Source organism: Methylobacterium sp. Leaf112 (assembly GCF_001423295.1).
In the GTDB taxonomy this organism is placed as follows: domain Bacteria; phylum Pseudomonadota; class Alphaproteobacteria; order Rhizobiales; family Beijerinckiaceae; genus Methylobacterium.
Genome location: NZ_LMNG01000031.1, coordinates 310,374 through 335,507 on the forward strand (window position 1 = coordinate 310,374; position 25,134 = coordinate 335,507).

Consider the following 25,134-nt stretch of genomic DNA (forward strand, 5'->3'; position numbering starts at 1 on the left):
GCATCGCCCGTCGCCGTAAGGTGAGGCACCGTCCTCACGCACGCACGGCCGCTTGGGTCTCGAACAGCGCGCGGTACCGGCCCTCCGGCTCATGGATCAGGTCGTCGTGGGGACCGTCCTCGACGATGCGGCCGCGGTCGAACACCAGGATGCGGTCGAGGGACCGGACCGTGGAGAGCCGGTGGGCGATGACGATGGCGGTGCGCCCGCGCATGAGCCGCTCCATCGCCTGCTGGATCAGGGCCTCCGATTCCGAATCGAGGCTCGAGGTCGCCTCGTCGAGGATGAGGATCGGCGCATCGGCCAGGAAGGCGCGGGCCAGCGCCACCCGCTGGCGCTCGCCGCCCGACAGCTTCACGCCGCGCTCGCCGACCAGGGTGCCGTAGCCCTTCGGCAACCGGGCGATGAAGTCGTGCGCGTTGGCGAGCCGCGCCGCCCGCTCGATGGCCTCGGCGGAAGCGCCCGGCCGCGCGTAGGCGATGTTCTCGGAAAGCGACCGGTGGAACAGCACCGGCTCCTGCGGCACGATGGCGATATTCTCGCGCAACGAGGCTTGGGTGACATCGGCGATGTCGATGCCGTCGATGCGGATCCGCCCGCCGGTGACGTCGTAGAGCCGCTGCACCAACTTGACGAAAGTGGTCTTGCCCGATCCCGAGCGCCCCACCAGACCGACCCGCTGTCCGGGGGGAATCGTCACCGAGAGGTCGCGGTAGAGCGGCGCGGCGTGCCCGGCATAGTGGAACGTCACCGCCTCGAACCGCAGCGCCCCGCCCGTCACCGAGAGCCCCGTCGCGCCGGGCCGGTCGGCGACGCCGTAGGGCTCTGAATCGAGGGCGACGAGTTCCTCCATTTCGTTCACCGCCCGCTGGAGGTGGTTGATGTGCTGGCCGATGTCGCCGAGGTAGCCGTGCACCACGAAGTAGGTGGTGAGCACGTAGGCGACATCGCCGGGCGTGGCGGCCTTCGTCCACCACAGCCACAGGGCGACGCCCACGATGGCGGTGCGCAGGGCGAGCAGAAGGCCGAGTTGCGCGGTGACGCTCCAGGTCACCCGCATCCAGGTGCGGCGGGTGCGCTTGTGCCACTTGCCCAGGATGTGCGCGAGGCGCGCATCCTCCCGGCCCTCGGCGCCGAAGGCCTTCACCACGGCGTTGTTCCCGATGGCGTCGGACAGGGTGCCGCCGAGCCGGGTGTCCCAGCCGTTGGAGAGTTGCGCCGCCGGGGCGATCACTTTGGTGGCGAGGCCGATGGCGGTGCCGACATAGGCCAGGGTGCCGAGCCCGATGACCGCCCCCATGGCGGGCCAGTGCCAGCCGAGGAGCACCATGGTGCCGAGCAGCACCACCACGGAGGGCAGCAGGGCGAGTAGCAGGGTGTCGTTGAGCCCGTCGAGGGCCCACATCCCCCGCGAGATCTTGCGGACCGTCGAGCCGGAGAAGCTGTTGGCGTGCCAGTCCGTCGACAGGCGCTGGACCCGGTGGAAGCCGGCCCGCGCCACGTCCGCCATGGTGCCGAGGGTGAGCGGCACCACGAGGGCCCATGCGACGTGGCGCAGGCCGATATGGACCGCACCCAGGGCCGCCATGGCGGCGAAGGCCGGCAACGCCGCCGCGAGGGCCGCGTCGCGGTCGTCCCCCGCGAGGGCATCGACGAGGCGACCGGCGTAGAGCGGCAGGAACACGTCCGCGAGGGTGGCACAGGTGATGGCCGCGACGAGGCCGGCGACGAGGCCGAGCCGCGCGCGCCATCGGCGGAACACGAAGGCGAGGACCGCCCGATAGGCGCTTTCGCGCTGGTGACGAACAGACATGGGAACCTCGCGACGCGGATCGCGCGTCGTTCCGGAGGCCGCGGCACGGTGCGAAACCGGCGGCGGACAAAAGGATCAGAGAAGGGGCGACAGACGGAAGCGGGGCGCCCTCGGGCGCGCGGCTGACGTCAGATCTGGCAGCCGAAGCGGCTGGCGCCGGCACGGACGGGAATCGCTACGATACGCATGCGGCCTCCCTCGTCGGCGCGGGAACAATCGGGCGGTGGGTTGAGCATGGCGCGCGGTGATTCGCAAGCCGACCCGAAGGGGCGACACGCGGATGGAGGCAGGGTGCGTCCCTCACCACCGAGGGCTTCAGGCGGTATTGACGAGACCTTGGAGCAGCGTCCGGTTCGCCGCGACGAGATCCCATAGGATGCGGGTGTTGCGATCGTCGTTCGCGTCCATCCACGCGTCCACGGCCGTCAAGGCGGACGGCGTGCGCCAGTCGCGCATGCCGGTCTCGTAGGTCTGCCGGAATTCAGGGTGTGCCGCGTCGGCCTGCAGGATCGCCAGCATCGCGTTCTGACACGGAAGGGGCGTGGCTTCGAAGTAGGTCCACACGCCGGAGCGGACGCCCTGGGCGAACCACGCGAGACGCTCGACGAGACCGAACGCGACCTCCGGCAAGCCGTAGGTCGGCGCCTCGGGATCGTAGCGGCTGCACCCGGCGAGAATGCCGGCGATCCAGACGAGATCCTCGTAGGCCGGCGCCGCGAGCATCCGATCCAGGGTCGCGGACGAGAGAATGATCGGCATGGTCTACCTCGGCGAGGGTATCTGCCTCAGCGAGGGTACTTGCCTGGATCGCGCCTCGGAACCCTGTCGTCGCGGACACGATGCTCGGTGCCAACCCGTCAGGGCGCCGGCATCGGGCCGACGAGCCCTTCGAGCAACCCCAGCGCGTCCCCCACGGCCAGACGCCGGATCTCGCCCCGGCCGAGATCGCCGTAGCGCCGCTCCAGATGACGCGTCGGTTCGCCCGTGAGGGCCAGCCCGAAATGCACCAGTCCCACGGGCTTGTCCGCGCTGCCGCCGCCCGGGCCGGCGATGCCGGTGATCGCCACCGCCACATCGGCGCGGGCATGGGCGAGGGCGCCCTCCGCCATGGCGCGGGCCGTCGCTTGGCTGACGGCGCCGTGGGCGGCGATCAGCGCGGTCGGCACGCCGAGGGATTCGGACTTGGCGTCGTTCGAATAGGTGACGAAGCCGCGTTCAAGCACCGCCGAGGAGCCCGGCACGGCGGTGAGCAGTCCGGCGACGAGGCCGCCGGTGCAGGATTCCGCCGTGGCGATTCTCCGCCCCGCCGCCGCGAAGGCGGCGACCAGCGCCTCCGCGCGGGCGAGCAGGGCGGTGTCTGCGATCAAGACCGACGCTCGGACGTCTCGGAGGCGGTGTCGAGGTCGATCTCCGGCAGGCGCACGGTGGCGGCGGCCTGGGCGGCGAGGCCCTCGGCCCGGCCGACGAAGCCGAGCTTCTCCGTGGTCGTCGCCTTGATGGAGACGGAGGTCAGCGGCACGCCAGCGATCTCGGCGATGCGGGCGCGGATGGCTTCGCGGTGGGCGCCGATGCGCGGGGCCTCGGCCAGCACGGTGATGTCGAGGTGATCGATCTTGCCGCCGCGCGCGCGGACGAGATCGCAGGCATGCGCCAGGAAGCGGTCCGAGGAGGCACCGCGCCACTGCTCGTCGGAGGGCGGGAAGTGAGTGCCGATGTCACCGTCCGCGATGGCGCCGAGCAGGGCGTCGGTGAGGGCGTGGAGCGCCACGTCGCCGTCCGAATGGGCGAGCACGCCCCGGTCGGCCGGGATCTTGATGCCGCCGAGCCAGACGTGATCGCCCTCCGTGAAGGCATGGACGTCGAAGCCGGTGCCGAGGCGGGTGAGGTAGGTGGTCATGCGGGCTCCAGGCTGAGCGGGTTTCGTGAAAGCGGCCGACGCACGTCTCGCCTCAAAGGGAGACGGGGCCGGAAAAGTCGCGGTCGGCGTCGATGAGGTCGGAAGGCTGGGTGATCTTGCGGTTGCGCGGGTCGCCCTCGAACACCACCACGGGGAGACCGGCCCATTCGGCGAGCGCCCCGTCGTCGGTGAAGCCGTCTAGGTTCTCCGCGCGCGCGGCGCGATGCGCATCCAGCAGCAGGCGGAAGGCGAAGGCCTGGGGCGTCTGCACGGCGCGCAGGGTTTCGCGGGCCGGCGTCTCGACCACACGGCCGATCCCAGGCGCGATGGTCTCGACGCGCTTGATGGTGTCGGTGACGGCAAGGCCCGGCACGGCGGCGCCGTAGGCGCGCCCGGCCGCCAGGGCGCGGTCGATGAGGGCGGTGTCGACATGCGGGCGGGCGGCGTCGTGCACGAGGACGAGATCCGGCGTCGCCCCCGTCGCCAAGGCTTCGAGCCCGGCGCGGACGGAGAGCTGGCGCGTGGCCCCGCCCGGTACCGGCGCCCGGAGTTTCTCGCGGTGGGCCGGGTCGAGATCGGCGACGCACTCGTGATAGAACGCCTCCGCGTCGACCGCGATGACGGGCTGGATGCAGGTGATGGACTCGTGCGCGGCAAGCGCCGCCAGGGTCCGGGTCAACACCGCCTGGCCGCCGACCCGGCGATACTGCTTGGGCACATCGCCGCCGATGCGGATGCCGCGGCCGGCCGCGACCACCACTGCCGCCGCCTCGAACGCGGTGCCGGCCATGAAAACGCTCCCACCATCGCGTTGCAAGGCCTTGCGGATTGTAAGGGCTTGAACGAGCCCAGCGTTTAAGCGGGGCATGGCGTGAAATCAAATCGCCGGGAGCGCTTGCGCCCGCCGCGGTTTTGACTATTCCTTGAGCACAATGATCCATGATGATTATTTGAGCGTTCTGCGCTCTCCCTCTTCCCCGTCGTCCGCCGTCCCCGGGTCCATCCCGGCGCTGGGCGGTTCCGGCTGGCCGCTGCCAGTCCTGCTGGCGCCGCTCTCGGGCATCACCGACGTGCACATGCGCCGGATCGCCCGGGCCTGCGGTGCCAGCGCCGTGGTCTCCGAGATGGTGGCGGCGGCCGAGTTCGCGCGCGGCAGCGTCGAGGCCACCCTGCGGGCCGAGGGCGGGGGCATCGAGCCCCACGTCGTCCAGCTCGCCGGCTGCGCGCCCGAGCCCATGGGTTTGGCCGCGCGGATCGCCGAAGAGAACGGCGCCGACGCGATCGACATCAACATGGGCTGCCCGGCCAAGGTCGTGACCGGCGGCGCCTCCGGCTCGGCCCTCATGCGCGACCTCGACGGGGCCACACGCATCCTAGCCGCCGTGCGCGCCGCCGTGTCGATTCCGGTCACGGTGAAGATGCGCCTCGGCTGGGACCATGCCAGCCTCAACGCCGCCAGCCTCGCCCGGCGCGCCGAGGGGCTCGGGCTCAACGCCGTCACGGTCCACGGCCGCACCCGCCAGCAATTCTACAAGGGCAATGCCGATTGGGACGCCATCCGCAGCGTCGTCGAGGCGGTGTCGATCCCGGTCATCGCCAACGGCGACATCACCACCCTCGACGCGGCCCGGACCTGCCTCGCCCGCTCAGGTGCGGCCGGGGTGATGATCGGGCGCGCCGCCGTGGGCCGGCCCTGGCTCGTCGGCGAGATCGCGGCCGGGCTCGCGGGCCGGGCGGGCCCGACCCTGACGAACGCCCGCAAGGCCGCCTTCGCCATCGCCCATTACGAGGGGATCCTCGCCCTCTACGGCGTCCGCATGGGCGTGCGCCATGCCCGCAAGCACCTCGCCGCCTATGCCGAGGCCGGCGGCGGCCTGTCGGCGGACGGGCGCACGCGGCTCCTCACCACCACCGACCCCGCCGTGGTGATCGCCCTGCTGGCTTCGGCGTTCGACGGGGAAGCCCGCGGCGGGGCGACGACGGACGCGGCGATGGAGAAGGCGGCATGACGGCCCCTGACGAGTCCCGCGGCCCGACCGTCGCGGCCCCCACCAGCGAAGCGGTGATCAACGCCCTGCCGCTGCCGGTGCTCACCATCGGGGTCGACGACCGCATCCTCCACGTGAACCATGCCGGCGAATCGTTCTTCGACCATTCCGCCCGGCTGATGCAGCGCCGGCGTCTCGCCGACATCATCCCGTTCGCCTCGCCCATCTCGGCCCTCGTCACAGAGGTCCGGCGCCGCCGGGCCAGCGTCAGCGAGTACGGGGTCGAACTCGTGCATCCGCGCTCGGGGCAGGAGCGCAGCGTCGACGTGTTCGCGACGCCGCTGGGCGACGACGGCGAGGCCGTGGTGCTCATGCTGCAGGAGCGCACCATCGCCGACAAGATGAACCGCCAGCTCACCCACCGGGGGGCGGCCCGCTCCATGGTGGCGCTCGGCGCCATGCTGGCCCACGAGATCAAGAACCCGCTGGCCGGTATCCGGGGGGCGGCCCAGCTCCTCGAGCAATCGGCCGACGACGAGGACCGCCTCCTCACCCGACTCATCTGCGACGAGTCCGACCGGATCGTCCGCATCGTCGAGCGCATGGAGCTGTTCGGCGACGAGCGCCCGGTGGAGCGCGTCTCCGTCAACGTCCACGGCGTGCTCGATCAGGTGAAGCGCTCGGCCCAGTCGGGCTTCGCCCGCCACATCCGCTTCGTCGAGACCTACGATCCGTCGCTGCCGCCGGTGCTCGGCAACCGCGACCAGCTGATCCAGGTGATCCTCAACCTCGTGAAGAACGCCGCCGAGGCCATCGGCGCCGACACGGTGGACGGCGAGATCACCCTGTCGACGGCCTTCCGCACGGGCCTGCGCCTGCAGATCCCGGGCTCGCGCGAACGCGTCAGCCTGCCCATCGAGGTGGCGGTGCGCGACAACGGACCCGGCGTCACCGCCGATCTGCTGCCGGACCTGTTCGACCCGTTCGTGACCACGAAGGCGCAGGGGTCCGGCCTGGGACTTGCTTTGGTGGCCAAGATCGTCGGCGACCACGGCGGCATCGTCGAATGCGATCCCGCGCCGCGCCGCACCACCTTCCGCCTTCTCCTTCCCATGTCGAGCGCCCGTGACGGGCGCGAGTCGAGCGCGGAGCTGTAGAGTCGCTGCATGCCCAACGGCCACATCATCGTCGCGGACGACGACGCCGCCATCCGCACCGTCCTGAACCAGGCGCTGTCGCGGGCCGGCTACGAGGTCCGCACCACCGGCAATTGCGCCACCCTCTGGCGCTGGGTCGCCGAAGGGGAGGGCGACCTCGTCATCACCGACGTGGTGATGCCCGACGAGAACGTGTTCGACCTGCTGCCCCGCATCAAGCGGGTGCGGCCGGAGCTGCCGATCATCGTCATGAGCGCGCAGAACACCTTCATGACGGCGATCCGCGCTTCGGAGCGCGGGGCCTACGAATACCTGCCCAAACCCTTCGACCTGAAGGAGCTCATCGCCATCGTGGGGCGCGCGCTGTCGCGGCCGCGCGGCACGCCGGCCCCCGGCGCCGACCCCGGCAACGAGGATATTCCCCTGGTCGGGCGCTCGCCCGCCATGCAGGAGATCTACCGGGCGCTGGCCCGCCTGATGCCGACCGATCTCACGGTGATGATCACGGGCGAGTCCGGCACCGGCAAGGAGCTGGTCGCCCGCGCCCTGCACGATTACGGGCGTCGGCGCACGGGCCCGTTCGTGCCCGTCAACATGGCGGCGATCCCGCGCGACCTCATCGAGTCGGAACTGTTCGGCCACGAGAAGGGCGCCTTCACGGGGGCGCTGTCGCGCTCGGCCGGCCGGTTCGAGCAGGCCGAGGGCGGCACCCTGTTCCTCGACGAGATCGGCGACATGCCGATGGAGGCCCAGACCCGGCTGCTGCGCGTGCTGCAGCAGGGCGAGTACACCACCGTCGGCGGCCGGGTGCCGATCAAGACCAACGTCCGCATCATCGCGGCCACGAACAAGGACCTGCGGGTCTCGATCCAGCAGGGCATCTTTCGCGAGGACCTGTTCTTCCGCCTCAACGTCGTGCCGCTGCGCCTGCCGGCCCTGCGCGAGCGCTCGGAGGACGTGCCCGACCTCATCCGGCACTTCTTCGTCATGGTGGAGCGCGAGGGCCTGAGCCGCAAGCAGCTCGACGGCGAGGCCATGGAGCGATTGAAGCGCTACCGCTGGCCCGGCAACGTCCGCGAACTGGAGAACCTCGTCCGGCGCCTCGCCGCCCTCTACCCGCAGGAGACCATCACCGGGCCGGTGATCGAGGCGGAGCTCGACACCCTGCCGCTCGCCCAGAGCGCGCCCGCCAACGGCACGGCCCGCAAGGCCGCCGGGGAGGGCGAGACCCTGTCGGGTGCCGTGGAGCGGCACCTGGCCGAGTATTTCGGCAATTATCGCGATACCCTGCCGCCGCCGGGCCTCTATCACCGCATCCTGCGCGAGATCGAAGGCCCGCTCATCGGCGCGGCGCTGGCGGCCACGCGCGGCAACCAGATCCGCGCGGCGGAGCTGCTCGGGGTCAACCGCAACACCCTGCGCAAGAAGGTGCGCGACCTCGACCTGCAGGTGTTCCGCAACGCCCGGTGACGCCGGCACGGGGGGCGGGACGGGGGACCGGGACTTAACGATGGCGTGAGGGAGGGCCGCGCGGCGGATGATCGGGGCACCTGCATGCGTTCACGACGCATGCGCCCACGACATCGCTCGCGTCGTCATGCGGCGTTGGCCGGGTCCGCGCCCCGTGGCCTAAGACCGGCCAGCCCGAATCCCTCCCGCCGGAGTCTCATGCCCCCGTTCACACGCCGCCCGCCCCACGGCGACCCGACAGTCATGCGCCTCATCCAGACCGCTTCGGGGCGGCGCTCCCTCGTGCTGCACCTCGTGATCGTGCTGGTGCTGCTGGCCACCGCCAAGGGCTTCGACGGATCGAGCCACACCGCCAACCACTGGATCGTGCTCGTCGTCTACGCCGTCTGCTCCGTCTGCCTCGGCCTCGCCGACTGGCGCGAGGCCCATCGCGGCCGCCGCCGGGAATACGGCGGCACCGATCCGGACAAAGCGGCCGACACGGAATGGCTCGCCTGGACGGCGACGCTCCTCAATGCCGGCGTCGCCCTGTTCCTCGTGGTCGAGCACATGCTCGTCGGCGCGGTGGAAACCGAGGAGACCGCGACGGCGGTGAGCCGGCTCCCCGCCTTCCTGCTCCTGCTCCAGACGGGCTTGAGCATGCGGGTCCTGCACACGGCGGTGTTCGCGGGCCTCGTCAGCCTCGCCTGGGGCAGCACCATCCTGTTCGCCTTCGCATACCCCGAGAGCGCCCTGCTCGGCCCGCACGTCACCCTCGACGAGGAGGTGCCGGGCCTGCTCACCTTCATGGCCGCGAGCCTCGTGGTGATCGACGGGGTGCGGCGCCTGCGCTCGGCCGTGACCACCGCCCTGCGGATGGAGCGCGAGCGCACCACCCTGGCGCGGTTCGTCCCCACCCGGGTGGTCGGCGAACTCGCGAGCGCGGGCCTCGAAGCCGTGCGCTCGCGCCATGCCTGCCTGTTCGCCCTCGACCTGCGCGGCTTCTCGGCCTTCACCCGCGAGCACGCGCAGGAGGAGGTGGTGCGCGCCCTCCTGGATGTCCGCGCCCTGACCCACGTGGCGGTGACGGAGCACGGCGGCATCGTCGACAAGTACGTGGGCGACGGAATCCTGGCGCAGTTCGTCGTCGGGCGCCCGCAGGCCCAGGCCCATGCGGCGCTGGCCTGCGGGCGCGCCATCGTCGCGCGCCTCGCGGCCCTCAACGCCGAGCGGGCCCGCGAAGGGCGGCCGACCCTGCGCATCACCATGGCGCTCCATTGCGGCGAGGTGCTCGTCGGGGTGTTCGACGACGGCCACCGGGCAGAGTTCACGGTGCTCGGCCAAGCGATGAACACCCTCGCGCGGATCGAGGCGCGGGCCAAGGCAGCGGACCTGACCCTAACCGCGTCGGACGCCTTCCGGCGCCTCCTCGGCCCGGCGATCCGCTCGGGCCTGACCCTTTCGGCCATGCCGCCCTCGGAGTGCCGCGACACCCGCGACCTGGCGCTCTACGCGGTGGCGTGGGCCGACGCGCCGGCAGAAACCGCACTGAATCCGGCCGCGTGACGCGAGAGAAGCGTCTGTGCTTAATCCGCGATGCCGCGTGCGTCGCGACACGTCGTATCCGGCAAAGGCACCCTATATCAGTATCAGACGCAACGGAAACAGACCGGACCGCCGGACTGTACTGATCAGGAGCTAGTAGACCATTATGATGACCCGTATCGCCGCCGCCACTGCCGCCCTGGTACTTGGTGTTGCTTCGATCTCGTCCGCGATGGCCTTCGATCGCCCGGCCCGCTACACCGGGTTCGCCAACGACACCGAGACGACCGGCACGCTCTACGGCAACCCGCAATCCCGCTCGCCCGCGAATTGTCCGGTGAGCTCCGCCGCCGAGGGCAACGCCAACCAGCAGAACTTCCCGGTCAAGCAGTACGGCCAGACCGCGGGTGGCAACCGTTGCTGAACCGGTCCCTCAAGGCGGTCTCGCTGATCTGGAACGGGTTCTCCTACGCCATGGCGGTCGCCTTCGTGGGCGGCCTGGTCTTGACCCTCATCGGCGCATCCCAGGCCCTGCTCGGCCTGTAGACGCCCCGGGGCGATGGGAAACGAAGAACGGCGGGGCTCGGGGCCCCGCCGTCTTTCGTTCTCGTTCCGCGACTGCCCGCGGGCTCACGCCAGGGCGGGCTTGCCCACGGCCACGGGCGCGCCGCCGAGCCCGAGCCACTCGCGCCGCATGGGACGCAGGACGAACCAGGCGAGGGCGGCGGTGAGGAGGTCGAGGCCGATGGCGATGCCGAACACCGGGATCCACGACCCTTGCGCGGCGTAGATCATCGCCGCGACGGGGCCGCCCAACAGCGAGCCCACGCCCTGCGCCATGTACAGGAAGCCGTAATTCGTGGTGGCGTGCTTGGTGCCGAAGGTGTCGGTGAGGAGCGACGGGAACAGGGAGAAGATCTCGCCCCAGGCGAAGAACACGACGCCCGACAGCAGGGCGAACGCGTAGGCGTTCTCGCGGAACACCAGCATCAGCGCGATGGCGACGGCCTCGGCCGCGAACGCGATGGCCATGGTCTTCTCCCGGCCGATCCGGTCCGAGACCCAGCCGAAGAACGGGCGGGTGAGGCCGTTGGTGATCCGGTCGAACGTCAGGGCGAAGGGCAGGGCGGCAAAGCCGAACACGATGGCGTCGGCGACCCCGAAGTCGCGGGCGAAGTAGGCGAACTGCGCCACCACCATCAGGCCGCCCGTGGACATCATCGTCATCATCACGAACATCAACCAGAACAGCGGCGTGCGCAGCATCTCCTTCGGCGCCGTGTCGTGGGTGCAGGTCGAGAGGTTGCGGGCCGGCGCCGGCAGGGCCTCGCCGGGGCGCGGGGCGCGCAGGCCGAGGGCCGCCAGCACGCCGACGATGCCGAGCACGATGCCGAAGGTGTTCAGGGTCTCGCGGTAGCCCGAGGCCGCCATCATGTTGGTGATGGGGAAGGTGGTGAGCAGGGCGCCCATGCCGTAGCCGGCCGCAACCACGCCGACGGCGAAGCCCCGCCGGTCGGGAAACCATTTCACCATCAGGCCGACGATGCCGACATAGACGATGCCGGTACCGAGACCGCAGAACAGGCCGTAGGTGGCGTAGAGGCCCCACAGGCTGTCGATCCGGGCGGCGAGCACCCAGCCGAGGCCCGAGAGCGCGGCGCCCAGCGCGATCATCACCTTCGGGCTGAACCGGTCGATGAGGTAGCCCTGCACGGGCGAGAAGAACGTCTGCAGGACGATGACGATGGTGAAGGTGACCTGGATGGCGGCCAGCGTCGCGCCGGTGGTCGCCATCAGCGGCTTGGTGAAGAGGGTCCAGACATACTGGGGACTGGAGATCGCCATCATGGCGACGAGGCCGAGGCCGAGTTGCAGCCAGCGCTGGCGGGAGACGATCGTATCCATAATTCACTCCTGAGGCGGAGCGCCCGAAGCATACGCCGTGCCAGGATGTCCGGTGTCGTCTGGTCGTTCGGCGTTAACGCACGGCCGTGACCAGCCAGCACGCCGCTCCGAGCCGCAGGGCTCCGTTCGAGACCCTCTCCGCGAAGTCGCGCAGGACGATCGCGTGGGCGCGGCTGCGGATCTCGGGGGTCTGATCGCGGACGAGGCGGGAAGCCGGGCCGAGGTCGAGGGCGAAGTTCGCCGCCGCCTCGGCCGCTTCCCGGGGGTCGCCGGCCTCGGAGTGACCGAGCACGAGGGGCTCGTCCACGGGCATGAGGGCGATGTCGCGGAACCCGGCGGCGGCCAGGATGCCGGGCAGCCGGGCCGGATCGGCGAACCGGAACGGGCCGGCGGCGTCGAAGGGCGTCGGCTCTGGCTCCGGCACCAGGGCGCGGACGAGGCCGAACGGGTGGTCGATCCAGGCGTTCTCGGCTTGGGCTCGCCAGCACAGCATCGTCAGCCGGCCCTCCGGCCGCAGGGCGCGGTGGAGGTTGGCGAAGGCGGCGATCGAGTCGTCGAAGAACATGATCCCGAAGCGCGAGATCAGGTGCGTGAACGCCGCGTCCGCGAAGGCGTGCGTCTGCGCATCGGCCTCCACCAGGGCGATGGGGGCGCCGCCGGGCGGCCGGGATGCGGCCCGGCGCGCGGTGACGGCGAGGAGGGGCGCCGAGACGTCGGCGGCGGTGACGCGGCCGGACGGACCGACGATGTCGGCGGCCCGCAGGGCGGTGGCACCGGCACCGCACCCGACATCGAGCACGGCGTCTCCGGGGCGCAGGGCGGCGCCTGCGAACAGGCGTTCGGTCAGCGGCGCGAACACCCGATCGAAGGTCGCCTGATGGCGGGCCCAGCGGGCGCCCGCGTCGCCGTTCCAATAATCGCTCTGGGTCTGGTCGGATGCCGCCATGGAGTCTGAACCGCTCTGTGCCTGATGCTCTGGCGCGCGAAACGCGCCGGGCCGGCTTCTACAGCCCTTCGGACCCGCCGTCCGAGCGCGGATCGTGCACCGCCTCGATGCGGCCGTTGCCGGGGTGACGGATCAGCATGCCGGCATGGCCCAGCGAATCGATGTAGGCGCCGCCGAGTTCCTCCACCGTGTGCCCCATGGCGCCGAGGGCGGCGATGCAGGCGGGGTCGAACCGGTCCTCGACCTTGACGGTGAGGGATTCCGCTCCCCAGGTCCGGCCGTAGAGCAGGCGCGGCGCGTCCACCGCGGCGGCCGGGCTCATGCCGTAATCGGCGTAGCGGGCGAAGATCTGAGCCTGGAACTGGGGCTGGCCGTCGCCCCCCATGGAACCGTAGGCCATCACCCGGCCGTCGTCGAAGGCGGCAAGCGCCGGGATCAGGGTGTGGAACGGGCGCCGGCCCGGCTCCAGGGGATTGACGGCGTTGGGGTCGAGGGAGAACGACGTGCCGCGGTTCTGCCAGTGGATGCCGGTCTTCGGCAGCACCACGCCGGAGCCGTACTCCCAGTAGATCGACTGGATGTAAGAGACGGCGAGGCCGTCCCTATCGATCGCCCCCATCCACACGGTGTCGCCCTCGCCGGGATTGCGCAGGGGCAGGGTGGCGGCGCGGCGCATGTCGATGGCGGCGGCCTCGCGGTCGAGGCGGGCGGGGTCGAGGAAGCGCGCGGGATCGACGCTGAGGCGGTCGAAATCCGTGACGATGCGGTCACGGATGGCGAAGGCGCGCTTCGTCGCCTCGATGAGCCCGTGATAATGCGCCGTCGTCTCGGGCCGGGTGACGCCGAGGCGGTCGAAGATCCCGAGGATCAGCAGGGCGGCGATGCCTTGGGTCGGGGGCGGGAAGTTGTAGAGGGTGGCGTCGCGCCGGCGCAGGCTGAGGGCCTGGCGCTCGCGCGGCGCGTAGGCTTCGAGATCGGCCCGGGTCACGGGCGACCCGAGATCGGCGAGGTCGGCGGCGATCTCGCGGCCGAGATCGCCCCGGTAGAAATCGTCGAGGCCCGCATGGGCGAGCTGCGCCAGGGTGTCGGCGAGGCCCGGCAGGCGCCGGATCGCACCGGCCGCATACGGCTTGCCGTCGTCGAGGAAGGTTTTGGAGAAATTCGGCTGGTCGTGGAGGGTGTCGATCTCCTTCGGCACGTAGCGCGCCTCCGAGGGCGAGACGGCGACGCCGTCGCGGGCATGCCCGATGGCGTCGGCCAGGAGGGTCTCCAAGGGCAGGCGCCCGCCCAGCGCCTTGGCGAGATCGAGGGCGAGCCTCCAGCCGCCGATGGCACCCGCCACGGTCAGGGCCGCGTCGGCGCCGCGCGACGGCAGCACGTCGTAGCCCTTGCCGCGGTAGCGGGGAATCGTGGCCAGCGCGCCGGCCGGGCCGCAGGCTTCGATGCCGCGCACCCGGCCGCCGCGCTCGCGGACCAGCCAGAACCCGTCGCCGCCGATCCCGTTCATGTGCGGGTAGACCACCGCGATGGTCGCCGCCATGGCCGCCATGGCCTCGATGGCGTTGCCGCCCTGCGCCAGGACGTGCTGGCCGGCGCGGGCGGCGAGCCGATGGGGCGCGGCCACGGCGGCGGTCGCGAAGACGGGTGTGTCGGGCATGGGGGTCTCTTGACTGGGATGGCGCGAGGATAATGAATTTTGGTCACGGGTCGATGGCGGGGCGCAAGGCAGGGTTCGTGCCCTGCCCAAACCAGCTTGCTCGATCCATCGATGTTGACGAGACTGATCGAATGCCACTGCGTTCCTCTCAGGACAGCCTCACGATTCGCAACCTAGATCCGGGGTTGAAGGAACGGCTACGCGTCCGCGCCGCCCGGAATGGGCAATCCATGCAAGCCGAGGCCCGCCATATCCTCGAAGGCGCCCTCGGCGAATCCAATGACCGTCAGGCCGGCAATCTCTACGAGCGCATACGGGCGCGGTTCGCTCCCCTGGGAAGCATCGAGATCGACGTGCCCGCACGCGGGCCGCCCCGCGATCCGCCCGTGCTCGAGTGAAATTTCTCCTGGATACCAACGTCCTGTCCGCCATGATGACAGGCAGGGGCACTCCGGAGGTGGCGGCGTGGATTGCGATCCGCAGCACAGAGAGCCTGTTCACGGCGTCCATCTGCGAAGCCGAGATTCTCGCCGGTTTGGCCATCATGCCTGACGGGCGCCGGCGTTCGGCGCTTGAATTGTCCGCCCACGCCATGTTCGCGGAGGATTTTCGTGGACGGGTCTGGGCCTTCGACGCTGAGGCCGCACGAAGCTATACCGGCATTTTCGCGGCGCGGCGGCGAACGGGCAGGCCCATTGCGACGATGGACCTGATGATTGCAGCCATCGCGCGCACGAGAGACGCTGTCGTCGTCACACGCAACGTGGCGGATTTCCTCAATTGTGGGCTGACGATCGAGAACCCATGGTTGCCCTGACGTTGACCGATCGCTCGCCCGCCCTCGTCGTCGGCGCCATGACCATCCGCCGCTTCGACGGCTCTTCCCGGCCCAATTCGTATTAATTTCGCCACACTGTTGTGGCGATGCATCACGCATGGCGTGGCTGCGGCGTTTCAAGGCATCGAAGGGTTCTGGGGAGGCGTCCGGTCCGGCCGGAACGCCATTGGATTCCGATGCGGCCCCGTTGAAGCCGCCGCCGCGCGGACCCGGCTGGGTCGGGGCCCTGGTGGTGGTCACCGCCCTCGTCTCGGCCATCGCCACCTTCCTGATCCTGGCCGGGGTGATCCGGGTGACGCCGACGCCCACCGTCGGGCTGACGCTGCTCGGCATCAACGTCGTCCTCGTGCTCGGTCTCATCGTCATCATCGCCTGGGAGGCGCGGGTCTTCCTGCACGCGCGCCGCACCAACGCGGCGGTGGCCCGGCTCCACACCCGCATCGTCGGCCTGTTCTCCCTCATCGCCATCCTGCCCACCGTGCTGCTCGCCGTGGTAGCGGCCGTGACCATCGACCGGGGCCTGTCGCTGGGCTTCACCGACCGGGTCCGCGACGTGGTGCTGAAATCCGTCGAGGTGGCGGACGCCTATCAGGAAAACCAGTGCCAGAGCCTCGCCCGCGAGATCCGGATTCTGGCCGACGACCTCACCCGAGCACGGCCGAACTTCGACGTGAACCGGCAATGGTTCGAGAGCTTCCTCACCACCCGCGCCACGGCCCTCGGCCTGCCCGTCGCCGAGATCATGCGCGGCCCCGATTCCGTGGTGGCGCGCGCGCAGATCGATCCCTTGAAGGACCGGCGCCTGCCCTCGGCCGCCGCCTTCGAGGACGCGGCGAAATCCACCGACCCCATCTGCCTCGTGCCGAGCGAGGGCCGGATCTTCGCCGCCCTGTTTCGGATGACCGCCTATGACGGCGCCGTGCTGCTGGTACAGCGCGAGGTCAGCCAGCTCGCCGTCGAGTTCCCCGGCGTGTCGCGGGCGGCGGCGGCCGAGTACCTCACCTACGATTCCCTGAAGCGCTCGATCCAGATCAGCTTCGCCTCCGTCTTCGTGCTCATCGCCCTCATCGCCCTGCTGTCGGCGGTATGGTTCGGGTTGAACTTCGCCAACCGCTTCGTGGCGCCCATCCGTCGGCTCATCAACGCCGCCGATCAGGTCGCGTCGGGCAACTTCTACGCCCAGGTCCCGGCCCGGAAGAGCGACGGCGACCTCGCGCACCTGTCCGAGAGCTTCAACAAGATGACGCAGGAGCTCAGGCGCCAGCACGACGGGTTGATGGCGGCGAGCGACCTCATCGACCGGCGCCGGCGCTTCACCGAGGCCGTGCTGTCGGGCGTCTCGCCGGGCGTCATCGGCGTCGATGCGGGGGGACGCGTCACCATCGCCAACCCCTCCGTGGAGCGCACCCTCGGGCTGACGGCGGACGCCATCGTGGGCCAGCCCCTGATCCAGGCCGTGCCCGAGTTGGCGCCGCTGTTCCCCGAGGGAGGCGAGGGCCGTCAGCGCGCCCTTCAGCAGCAGATCCAGCTCACCCGCGACGGGCGCGAGCGCACGGTGACGGTCCGGGTCACCAGCGAGCAGGCGCAAGGCGGCGCCCGCGGTTTCGTGGTGACGCTCGACGACATCACCGACCTCGTCTCGGCCCAACGCACCTCGGCCTGGGCCGATGTGGCCCGCCGCATCGCCCACGAGATCAAGAACCCGCTGACGCCGATCCAGCTCTCGGCCGAGCGCATCCGGCGCAAATACGGAAAAGTGATCGTCGCGGACAAGGACGTGTTCGACCAGTGCACGGCGACGATCATCCGCCAGGTCGACGAGATCAAACGCATGGTCGACGAGTTCTCGTCCTTCGCCCGGATGCCGAAGCCGGCCATCGCCCAGAACGATCTCAGCGAGATCACCCGCCAGAACCTGTTCATGATGCGCGTGGCCCATCCGGACATGGAGTTCGGCTTCTCGGAAGCCGGAACCGAGCGGGTGCTCGCGGCCTTCGACATCCGGCTTTTGTCCCAGGCCATCACCAACATCCTCAAGAACGCCGTCGAGGCGGTGCAGGCGGTGCCGGAGGCCGATCTGGGCAAGGGGAAAGTCGATGTGCGCCTCATCCTCGAGGAGGGCTTCGCCGTCATCGAGGTCACCGACAACGGCAAGGGATTTCCCGCCGAGGGGCGCCAGCGCCTGCTCGAGCCCTATATGACCACCCGCGAGGGCGGGACGGGACTCGGCCTCGCCATCGTCAGCAAGGTGCTGGAAGAGCACGGCGGCGGGATCGAACTCAACGACAACCCCGAGGGACGGGGCGGACGCGTGCGGATGCGCGTGCCGCAAGTTCCGCAGGAGAAGGCCCCCCCGGGGCAGACGACGCCGGAGGGCCAACCCTCCGCGCAGGATGAGAAGGGCGCCGCGCGGACGGCCCCCCCAATCGCGGAGATGCAGTCATGAGCGCCGATATCCTGATCGTCGACGACGAGGCCGACATCCGCGACCTCGTCGCCGGCATCCTTGACGACGAGGGCCACCGCACCCGCACGGCCGGCGGCTCCGACGAGGCCCTGGCGGCCATCGAATCGCGCCGGCCCCACCTCGTCTTCCTCGACATCTGGCTCCAGGGCTCGCGCCTCGACGGGCTGCAGGTGCTGGATCAGATCAAGGCGGGCCACCCCGATCTGCCCGTCGTGATGATCTCGGGCCACGGCAACATCGAGACCGCCGTGGCGGCCATCAAGGCGGGTGCCTACGACTTCATCGAGAAGCCGTTCAAGGCGGACCGGCTCATCCTCGTCGCCGAGCGCGCCCTGGAGGCGTCCCGCCTCAAGCGCGAGGTGCGCGACCTCAAGACCCGCTCGGGGCAGGCGAGCCGCCTCGTCGGTGCCTCCGTGGTGTGCAACCAGTTGCGCCAGACCGTGGAGCGCGTGGCGCCCACCAACGCCCGGGTGATGATCCTCGGGGCGCCGGGCTCCGGCAAGGAGCTCTCGGCCCGCACCCTGCACGCCACGTCGACCCGGGCCAACGGCCCGTTCGTGGTGATCAACGCCGCCACCATCACCCCCGACACCATGGAGGCCGAGCTGTTCGGCGTCGAGGCGGGGGAGGGGCGGGCGCGCCGGGTCGGTGCCCTGGAGGAGGCCCATGGCGGCTCCCTCTATATCGACGAAGTCGCCGACATGCCGCGCGAGACCCAGAACCGCATCCTGCGGGTCCTCGTCGACCAGAACTTCCAGCGCGTCGGCGGCACCACTCGGGTGCACGTCGATGTCCGCATCATCTCGTCGTCGTCGCGCGATCTCGCCGAGGAGATCGCCGCCGGCCGCTTCCGCGAGGACCTGTTCCACCGCCTCTCCGTGGTGCCGATCCGGGTGCCGGCCCTGTCCGAGCGCCGCGAGGACGTGCCCGAGCTGATCACGTTCTTCATGGAGCAGATCTCGGGCGCCACCGGCCTGCCGCGCCGGCGCATCGCCGACGACGCCATGGCGGTGCTGCAATCGCACGACTGGCCCGGCAACGTGCGTCAGCTGCGCAACAACGTCGAACGCCTGATGATCCTCACCCACACCGACCCGGAGCAGGAGGTCACCTCCGAGATGCTCCCGACCGAGATCGGGGCCCTGGTGCCGACGACGCCCAACGGCTCGGGCGGCGAGAAGCTCATGAGCCTCGCGCTCCGCGAAGCCCGCGAGATCTTCGAGCGCGAGTACCTCGTGGCGCAGATCGCCCGATTCTCGGGCAATATCTCGCGCACGGCCGAGTTCATCGGCATGGAGCGTTCGGCCCTGCACAGGAAACTGAAGTCCCTCGGCATCGGCCCCTGAGGCGCGGCACGGACGATGCCGGGCGCATGGCCGGAAGACGGGCCTGCCAAGACGGGCTTGCCAACACGGGCTTGCCGAGCCTGACTTTCGGAGCCGGACTCTCCGAGCCGGACTTGCATCGCTGCGCCGATGCACGTGTAATGGTGCCTGCGGGGGGCACCGGATCAAGTCGTCGCTCCGAACACCCCGCACCCGACTGATGAGAACCCGTCATTCGCGGCGGGCGGCAGTTTGATCAAGGATAAGAACAATGGCGGGCGAACGCGCTCAAAACCTGCAGGACACGTTCCTGAACCACGTTCGTAAGAACAAGATCCCGCTCACCATCTTCCTCGTCAACGGCGTCAAGCTTCAGGGCGTGGTGACGTGGTTCGACAATTTCTGCGTCCTGCTGCGGCGCGACGGCCATTCCCAGCTCGTTTACAAGCACGCCATCTCGACCATCATGCCGGGCCATCCTGTGCAATTGTTCGAGCCGGACGAGACCGCCCCGACGGAGAAGGCGCTGGCCTGAGCGATTGCGGGGACGCTTGAGGAAACGGGCGTCTCCTGCGCCGTGTCATCCCGGGGCCGCGCAGCGGAACCCGGGATCCAGAAACACAGGGTCCGCCGAGTTTTCCCGCAATCGGCAGCTCTGGATTGAACGCCTCCGGCGCGGCCGTCCGGGTTGCCTCAGCGCGCGCCCGGGAACGACGGCGGTGTGGCCTGTGATCGCTTCGATCTCCTCCGATGGAAGGGGGTTCGCTTGATCCGCGGAGAGTCGAAGGCCCCGTTTCCCCGGATTAGCACCCTGCGCCCTTGTCTGGCGTGTCCGCGCGCCCAATGTCCTGAAATCACAGGACAGGGTCTGACGCGCAACCCATGACGGAAACCATGACGCCCGGCGAAGCCCGGCTCCAGGCGATGGCCGCCCCCGAGGGCGATATCGCGGCCGCGACCCACACCCTCGTGGTCGGGCCGTATCTCGGCCGGGTCGCGCAGCGCAGTGTCGGGGGCGTCCACAACACCGAGATGCTGCGCTCCAACGAGGCGCGCCTCGACGAAGCCTCGGGCCTCGCCGCCGCCATCGAGCTCGACGTGGTCGAGGCGATCTTCGCGCCGGTGCAGCGAATCCGGCCCTCGACCTATCTCGGCAAGGGCCGCGTCGAGGAGCTCGCCGGCATGATCAAGGCGCGCGAGATCGGCCTCGTGGTGATGGATTGCGCCCTCTCCCCGGTCCAGCAGCGCAACCTGGAGAAGGAGTTCGGCTGCAAGGTCATCGACCGCACCGGCCTCATCCTCGAGATCTTCGGGCGCCGCGCCTCCACGCGCGAGGGCACGCTGCAGGTCGAGCACGCGCATCTGGCCTACCAGCGCAGCCGCCTCGTGCGGTCCTGGACCCACCTGGAGCGCCAGCGCGGCGGCTTCGGCTTCCTCGGCGGCCCCGGCGAGACCCAGATCGAGGCCGACCGCCGCATGATCCAGGAGCGGATGACGAAGATCGAGCGCGAACTCGACGGCGTCACCCGCACGCGCGGCCTGCACCGGCAGGGCCGGGCGCGGGTGCCGTATCCCATCGTCGCCCTCGTCGGCTACACCAATGCCGGCAAGTCGACCCTCTTCAACGCCCTCACCAAAGCCCAGGTGATGGCGCAGGACATGCTGTTCGCCACCCTCGACCCGACGGCGCGCGCCACCAAGCTTCCCCACGGCGAGACGGTGATCCTGTCCGACACGGTGGGTTTCATCTCCGAGCTGCCGACCTCCCTCATCGCGGCCTTCCGGGCCACGTTGGAGGACGTGATCGAGGCCGACATCCTGCTCCACGTCCGCGACGTGTCGCACGGCGACAGCGAGGCCCAGGCCGAGGATGTCGGCGCGGTCCTGCGCGAACTCGGGATCGAGACCAGCGCCACCCGGATCATCGAGGTCTGGAACAAGGCCGACCTCCTGGATCCGGCCGAGCGCACGCGCCTGCTCAACCTCAGCGCGCAGGGGCGTACGGACCGGGACAGCGACGCGCCGGTCCTCGTCTCGGCCCTCACGGGGGAGGGGCTCACGGCGCTCACCAGCCGGATAGAGGCCCGCATCGCGCGCCAGCGCTCCACCTTCGCGGTGGTGCTGCCGCCCGAGGACGGGGCGTCCCTGCACTGGCTCTACGAGAACGGCGAGGTTCTGGACCGGCGCGAGGAGGAGGGCGGCACCATGCACCTCGCTTTCCGCATCGCCCCCGAGAAGGAACCGCGATTCCTCAACCGGTTCGCCGGCGCGCGCCGGCTTAACCGGGTCGGTTAGCGGCCCCGCTCACGCACCCCGCGCCGCCGGCATCAATCCCGCAGCGGCGCGGCCTTCGTGTGCCCGAGCTTGTCGAAGAACGCTTCGAGGACGTTGGCGTAGTCGTCGGTCCAGGGCCGGCGCGTCATGTCGGGGGCGACGGGCGTCCAGCCCAGCCGCACGGCTTCCCGTTCGACCACCGGATCGCGGGTGGCGATGACCACCAGGGCGGGCGCGCGGTAGTGGGCCTCGAAGGGCTCGTCGAGCCGGTCGAGGCGCTGGAGGAGGGTCAGGCCCTGCTCGGCGGCGGCGCGCGCCAGGGCCGGCCGCAGGTCGAAATGGCGGTTGGAGATGTGGAGCGCGAGGACGCCCTGCGCATCGAGACGGCTGCGGTAGAGCGCCAGGGCCTCACCCGTGAGCAGGTGCATCGGGATCGCGTCGGACGAGAACGCGTCGACGATGAGCACGCGTACCGAACCGGTCTCGGCGGCGAGGGTCAGGCGGGCGTCGCCCTGGACGATCCGGGCCGAGGGCGTGCATTCCTGGAGGAAGCGGAACCGGGCGGGGTCGGTGGCGAGGCGGATGACCACGGGATCGATCTCGTAGAACGTCCAGGCTTCCCCGGGTTCGGACTGGCAGGCGAGGCTGCCGGCGCCGAGGCCGACCACGGCCACCGCCGGCAGGGGCCCGTGCGCCGCGCGGCCGACCGCGAGGACATCCGCGATGGCGTTGCCGGGCGCGTAGTAGGTGGTGGATTCGGGCCGCCCGAGGGCGGGCCCGCCATCGTCCGCGCGGATGCGGATGGCGCCGTGCAGCGTGGTGCCGTGCGTGAGCAGGCGGAAGCGGCCCGACGCATCGGTCTCGATGCGATGGACCCCGAAGAAGCTGCGCCGGCTCTCGTAGTCCCGGGCGACGAGGTGCGGCATCGCCAGGCCGAGGGCGCAGAGCAGCGCGGCAAAGCCGACGACCCGCCGCGGCGCGCGCCAGCTCACCAGAAGCCCGGCCATCAGCACGATCATCGCCAGGTGGGGCGTGAGGCCCGGGACGCACCATCCCAACACCCCGACGATTCCCACGAACGCGCCGGCGAGCAGGGCCGGGCGCAGCCGGTGCCGCAGGTCGGGGCGCACGCGGCGCAGGCCCGCGAAGGTGCCGGGGCGGCAGGCCAGGGCCGCGACGAGGAGCAGCGGATATTCCGCCACCGTCGGGAACAGCCGCGGGGCGATGAGCGCCGCGAACAGGCCCCCGAGCATGCCGCCGAGCGACGTGAACAGGTAGAACTCGGTCAGGCGTCGTGCGGACGGCCGCAGCCCGTAGACGGCCCGGTGGGCGACGAGGCTCGCGACGAAGCCGAGCCCGAGGCTCAAGGGCAGATCGATCAGGAACGGCAGGCGCCCGATGACGGCGACGCCCAGGACCACGGCCGTCCCGGCCGTCAGCAGGACGGCGAGGGGGCGCTCCGGCCAGGTGGCGAGGGGCCGGAAGGTGATGACGAAGGTCAGGAGATAGAGGGCCAGCGGGATGACCCACATGAGGGGGATCGCCGCCACATCGGTGGTGATGTGGGCCGTGACCGCGACGAGCAGGCCCGACGGCACGGCCGAGAGGCCGATCCAGGCCAAGCGCCGAGATGGGCCGATGGGCTCGGCCTCGGCCTCGGCCGCGCGAACCGGCCCGCGCGCCGCCCGCATCACCGAGAGGGCGCAGGCTGCCAGTGCGCAGGCCCCGAGGCCGTAGCCGACCGACCACAGCCGCGTCTGCTCGGCGAGGCCCAGCATCGGCTCGATGGCGAGGGGATAGGCGAGGAGGGCCGCGAACGATCCGAGGTTCGAGGCCCGGTAGAGGAAGTACGGGTCCGCCGCCGCGGGGTCGTCCGAGCGGGCGAACCAGGCCTGAAGCAGGGGCGCGCTCGCGGAGAGGGCGAAGAACGGCGCGCCGACGGAGGCGAGGAAGAGGCCGACCAGCCACAGGGCCTCGTCGCCCGTGCCGACGCTCCCGTATCTGGCGGCGATCCCGATGGGCAGGAACGCAGCGCCGCCGAGCAGAACGGCGCCGTGCACGGTCGCGGCAATCCGGAACGGCAGCCACCGGGTCAGGGCGTGGGCGTAGGCGTAGCCCGCGAGCAGCAGGGCCTGGAAGAACACCATGGCGACGGACCACACCCCCGGCGTGCCGCCGAGGACGGGCAGGATCCGCTTGGTGAAGATCGGCTGCAGGCTGAACAGCAGGAAAGCCGCTAGCAGCAGGGTGCCGGAGAACAGCGCCACCTGCGTCAGGCCGCGGCCGGGCAATCCGCGCTCCGGACATGACACCCGGGCGGATCCGTCGGGTCCCATCGCGCCGGTCTCGCTGGCTTGCATCGGTCGGGTCTCGCGTCGTTCGAGCGGACACCTTCGACCAGGAGACTTAAGGAGTGGCTGACGGCCCCCCGCGGTGACCCGAGTTTCGCGCGAGCCTCCGGCGGTCGACGCCAGCCCCGAGGGCGCCAAAAACGAAAAACCGTCCCTCCCGGGGGAGGAACGGCGTGTTGTGTCCGGGGACCCTGCGGACCCGGAGGTCCGCGATCAGTCCTTGTCGGATCAGTACTTGCGGATGATCGGAGCCGGCGCAGCAGCGGCAACGGCGGTGGGCGAGTACAGCGGAACGATCAGGCGGAACCAACCTTCGACCGTGTCGGTGCGACGGTTGACGTTGGCATTGGCGACCGTGGTGGCGACGTAGGCCTGGGCGGTGACGGGCCCGAAGTCGTAGCCGATGAGACCACCGACCGAGAAGTTGCCACGGTTGCCGGCGGCGAGGCTGGCAGCGCTGATGTCGAAGTTCATCGTGCCGTAACCGATGACACCGATCTCGAACTTGCCGAACTTCTTGGTCGCGGTCAGGTCGAGGTTGAGCGAGTCGGAGATGATGAACGGACCGCGGGTGCCGAAGGTATTGTTGCCACCGAACGAGGCCGGCGAGTCGTAGATGTTCGCGGTCAGGTTGGCGGTGAGGTTGTAACCATCGCCGGTGTAGCTGGCGGCGACGCCCATACGGTAGGTATTGGAGGCGAGGAACGGCAGGACCGGCGAGCTGGCCGTGGTGCCGGCATTGTTCACGAGGACGCCGCGACCGGCATTGAGCTCGTTGAGGTACACGCCGCCGAGCAAGCTGACGCCGAAGTTGTTGCCGAGATCGAAGGCCCAGATGCCGCCGACGAAGGTGCCGACGTTGATGGACAGGTCACGCGAGCCGTTGGCGCCGCCGTTCTTGCCGAAGGCGAACACGGTCGGGGGAGCGACGAGGAGCTCGACGCGGCCGCCGAACGGCACGAACGGGGTCGACCAGACGAGCACGGGGACGTTGACGGCGACGTCGACGGCGCCGGGGCCGGTGTTCTCGTTGCTGCGGTAGACGAAGGTGTTGAGGGCGTAGATGCCCTCGGGCAGCGGCGCGCCGGTGGCGAGGCCGACCTGCTCACCGGGAACCGTGGTCGTCTGGGCGAAGGCGGCGGTGGCGGACATGCCAACCGAAAGCGCCACCGCTCCGGCGGCGAGCCAGTTCTTCATCATGTGTCTGTCCTTCCCAAGGATTTCAGGCGGGCGCCGCGTAGCCTTCCGCACCATTCTGCCGGTCCGCTGCTTTGGAGCAGCGTGTTCCCGTTGGTTTGGAAGGCCCCCCTTGCGGCCCGAATTCGTGTCTCAACGAGGGGAACTATTCTACAGCTTGGCCCGGAAGGACAGCGCGTTGCACTGAAACGGGGCAGTTCCAAACTGACCGTTGCGCAAAAGCCGCAATCTTGCCGCGGTGCAACAGCGCGGTTCGTTAACCATTGTGGCGCGGCGCACGCGGGTCCGTTCGGACGAACTGGAACGATATCGCTGACGGCGCAAG

The 25,134-nt window shown here is 70.3% G+C and carries 20 protein-coding genes and 1 pseudogene; 12 read left to right on the forward strand and 9 right to left on the reverse strand.

The window, feature by feature from the left end; all coding sequences use genetic code 11:
* Nucleotides 1–34: 34 nt before the first annotated feature.
* The 4 genes and pseudogenes from ASF52_RS17285 to ASF52_RS23330 all read right to left on the reverse strand — a co-directional run bounded on the left by ASF52_RS17285 (nt 35) and on the right by ASF52_RS23330 (nt 4,500).
* Complete coding sequence (locus tag ASF52_RS17285) at nt 35–1,813, reverse strand: ABC transporter ATP-binding protein (protein ID WP_056174581.1); 1,779 nt, start codon at nt 1,811–1,813, stop codon at nt 35–37.
* 315 nt (nt 1,814–2,128) lie between these two features.
* Nucleotides 2,129–2,572, reverse strand: a complete 444-nt coding sequence (locus ASF52_RS17290) for a hypothetical protein (RefSeq protein ID WP_056174583.1) — start codon at nt 2,570–2,572, stop codon at nt 2,129–2,131.
* Nucleotides 2,573–2,670: 98 nt separating this feature from the next.
* Nucleotides 2,671–3,180, reverse strand: coding sequence for a CinA family protein (locus ASF52_RS17295; RefSeq protein WP_056174589.1), 510 nt, complete (start codon nt 3,178–3,180; stop codon nt 2,671–2,673).
* Nucleotides 3,177–4,500: pseudogene (locus tag ASF52_RS23330) on the reverse strand (bifunctional 2-C-methyl-D-erythritol 4-phosphate cytidylyltransferase/2-C-methyl-D-erythritol 2,4-cyclodiphosphate synthase). Before ASF52_RS23330 ends, ASF52_RS17295 begins: the two are co-directional and overlap by 4 nt.
* A gap of 142 nt (nt 4,501–4,642) precedes the next feature.
* On the opposite strand from ASF52_RS23330, the gene dusB reads away from it, so the two are divergent.
* From dusB to ASF52_RS23550, 6 genes are all read left to right on the forward strand, one after another.
* Nucleotides 4,643–5,719 (forward strand): tRNA dihydrouridine synthase DusB, encoded by a 1,077-nt coding sequence (gene dusB / locus ASF52_RS17310; RefSeq protein ID WP_056174595.1) that lies wholly within the window; start codon nt 4,643–4,645, stop codon nt 5,717–5,719.
* The gene (locus tag ASF52_RS17315; protein WP_056174596.1) at nt 5,716–6,855 is read left to right on the forward strand and encodes a two-component system sensor histidine kinase NtrB; all 1,140 of its coding nucleotides are present in this window, start codon (nt 5,716–5,718) and stop codon (nt 6,853–6,855) included. The genes dusB and ASF52_RS17315 overlap by 4 nt, the downstream gene beginning before the upstream one ends.
* A 9-nt stretch (nt 6,856–6,864) precedes the next feature.
* On the forward strand, nt 6,865–8,325 hold the full coding sequence (gene ntrC, locus ASF52_RS17320; RefSeq protein ID WP_056174598.1) for a nitrogen regulation protein NR(I): 1,461 nt from the start codon (nt 6,865–6,867) through the stop codon (nt 8,323–8,325).
* A gap of 198 nt (nt 8,326–8,523) precedes the next feature.
* Nucleotides 8,524–9,870 (forward strand): adenylate/guanylate cyclase domain-containing protein, encoded by a 1,347-nt coding sequence (locus ASF52_RS17325; protein ID WP_082515366.1) that lies wholly within the window; start codon nt 8,524–8,526, stop codon nt 9,868–9,870.
* Nucleotides 9,871–10,015: 145 nt separating this feature from the next.
* Complete coding sequence (locus ASF52_RS17330) at nt 10,016–10,273, forward strand: hypothetical protein (RefSeq protein WP_056174601.1); 258 nt, start codon at nt 10,016–10,018, stop codon at nt 10,271–10,273.
* Entirely contained in the window at nt 10,267–10,395 is a 129-nt protein-coding gene (locus tag ASF52_RS23550; protein WP_274533802.1) for a hypothetical protein, read from the forward strand. Before ASF52_RS17330 ends, ASF52_RS23550 begins: the two co-directional genes overlap by 7 nt.
* Nucleotides 10,396–10,479: 84 nt before the next feature.
* On the opposite strand, the gene oxlT is transcribed toward ASF52_RS23550, so the two are convergent.
* The 3 genes from oxlT to ASF52_RS17345 all read right to left on the reverse strand — a co-directional run bounded on the left by oxlT (nt 10,480) and on the right by ASF52_RS17345 (nt 14,357).
* Nucleotides 10,480–11,754, reverse strand: a complete 1,275-nt coding sequence (gene oxlT / locus ASF52_RS17335; RefSeq protein WP_056174602.1) for an oxalate/formate MFS antiporter — start codon at nt 11,752–11,754, stop codon at nt 10,480–10,482.
* A gap of 73 nt (nt 11,755–11,827) precedes the next feature.
* On the reverse strand, nt 11,828–12,700 hold the full coding sequence (locus ASF52_RS17340; RefSeq protein WP_056174604.1) for a class I SAM-dependent methyltransferase: 873 nt from the start codon (nt 12,698–12,700) through the stop codon (nt 11,828–11,830).
* Nucleotides 12,701–12,758: 58 nt separating this feature from the next.
* Nucleotides 12,759–14,357, reverse strand: coding sequence for a gamma-glutamyltransferase family protein (locus ASF52_RS17345; RefSeq protein ID WP_056174607.1), 1,599 nt, complete (start codon nt 14,355–14,357; stop codon nt 12,759–12,761).
* A gap of 131 nt (nt 14,358–14,488) precedes the next feature.
* Here ASF52_RS17345 and ASF52_RS23765 point away from each other — a divergent pair, with 131 nt between their 5' ends.
* The 6 genes from ASF52_RS23765 (at nt 14,489) to hflX (ending at nt 21,282) form a co-directional block, all read left to right on the forward strand.
* Complete coding sequence (locus ASF52_RS23765; RefSeq protein WP_056174609.1) at nt 14,489–14,755, forward strand: FitA-like ribbon-helix-helix domain-containing protein; 267 nt, start codon at nt 14,489–14,491, stop codon at nt 14,753–14,755.
* On the forward strand, nt 14,752–15,174 hold the full coding sequence (locus tag ASF52_RS17355; RefSeq protein ID WP_082515367.1) for a type II toxin-antitoxin system VapC family toxin: 423 nt from the start codon (nt 14,752–14,754) through the stop codon (nt 15,172–15,174). Before ASF52_RS23765 ends, ASF52_RS17355 begins: the two co-directional genes overlap by 4 nt.
* A 118-nt stretch (nt 15,175–15,292) precedes the next feature.
* On the forward strand, nt 15,293–17,641 hold the full coding sequence (locus ASF52_RS17360) for a sensor histidine kinase NtrY-like (protein ID WP_056174611.1): 2,349 nt from the start codon (nt 15,293–15,295) through the stop codon (nt 17,639–17,641).
* A complete protein-coding gene (gene ntrX / locus ASF52_RS17365; RefSeq protein WP_056174613.1) occupies nt 17,638–19,008 on the forward strand; it encodes a nitrogen assimilation response regulator NtrX in 1,371 nt (456 codons plus the stop codon). Before ASF52_RS17360 ends, ntrX begins: the two co-directional genes overlap by 4 nt.
* A 250-nt stretch (nt 19,009–19,258) precedes the next feature.
* Nucleotides 19,259–19,522 carry an RNA chaperone Hfq gene (gene hfq / locus ASF52_RS17370; RefSeq protein WP_056174614.1) on the forward strand — a complete coding sequence of 88 codons (264 nt, stop codon included), beginning with the start codon at nt 19,259–19,261 and terminating at the stop codon, nt 19,520–19,522.
* 347 nt (nt 19,523–19,869) lie between these two features.
* Nucleotides 19,870–21,282, forward strand: a complete 1,413-nt coding sequence (gene hflX, locus ASF52_RS17375) for a GTPase HflX (RefSeq protein ID WP_056174616.1) — start codon at nt 19,870–19,872, stop codon at nt 21,280–21,282.
* A 32-nt stretch (nt 21,283–21,314) separates the two neighbouring features.
* Here hflX and ASF52_RS17380 read toward each other — a convergent pair whose 3' ends face one another.
* Together ASF52_RS17380 and ASF52_RS17385 are read right to left on the reverse strand one after the other, a co-directional pair.
* Nucleotides 21,315–23,597, reverse strand: a complete 2,283-nt coding sequence (locus ASF52_RS17380) for a fused MFS/spermidine synthase (protein WP_443136698.1) — start codon at nt 23,595–23,597, stop codon at nt 21,315–21,317.
* 243 nt (nt 23,598–23,840) lie between these two features.
* Entirely contained in the window at nt 23,841–24,812 is a 972-nt protein-coding gene (locus ASF52_RS17385; RefSeq protein WP_056174619.1) for a transporter, read from the reverse strand.
* Nucleotides 24,813–25,134 lie beyond the last annotated feature (322 nt).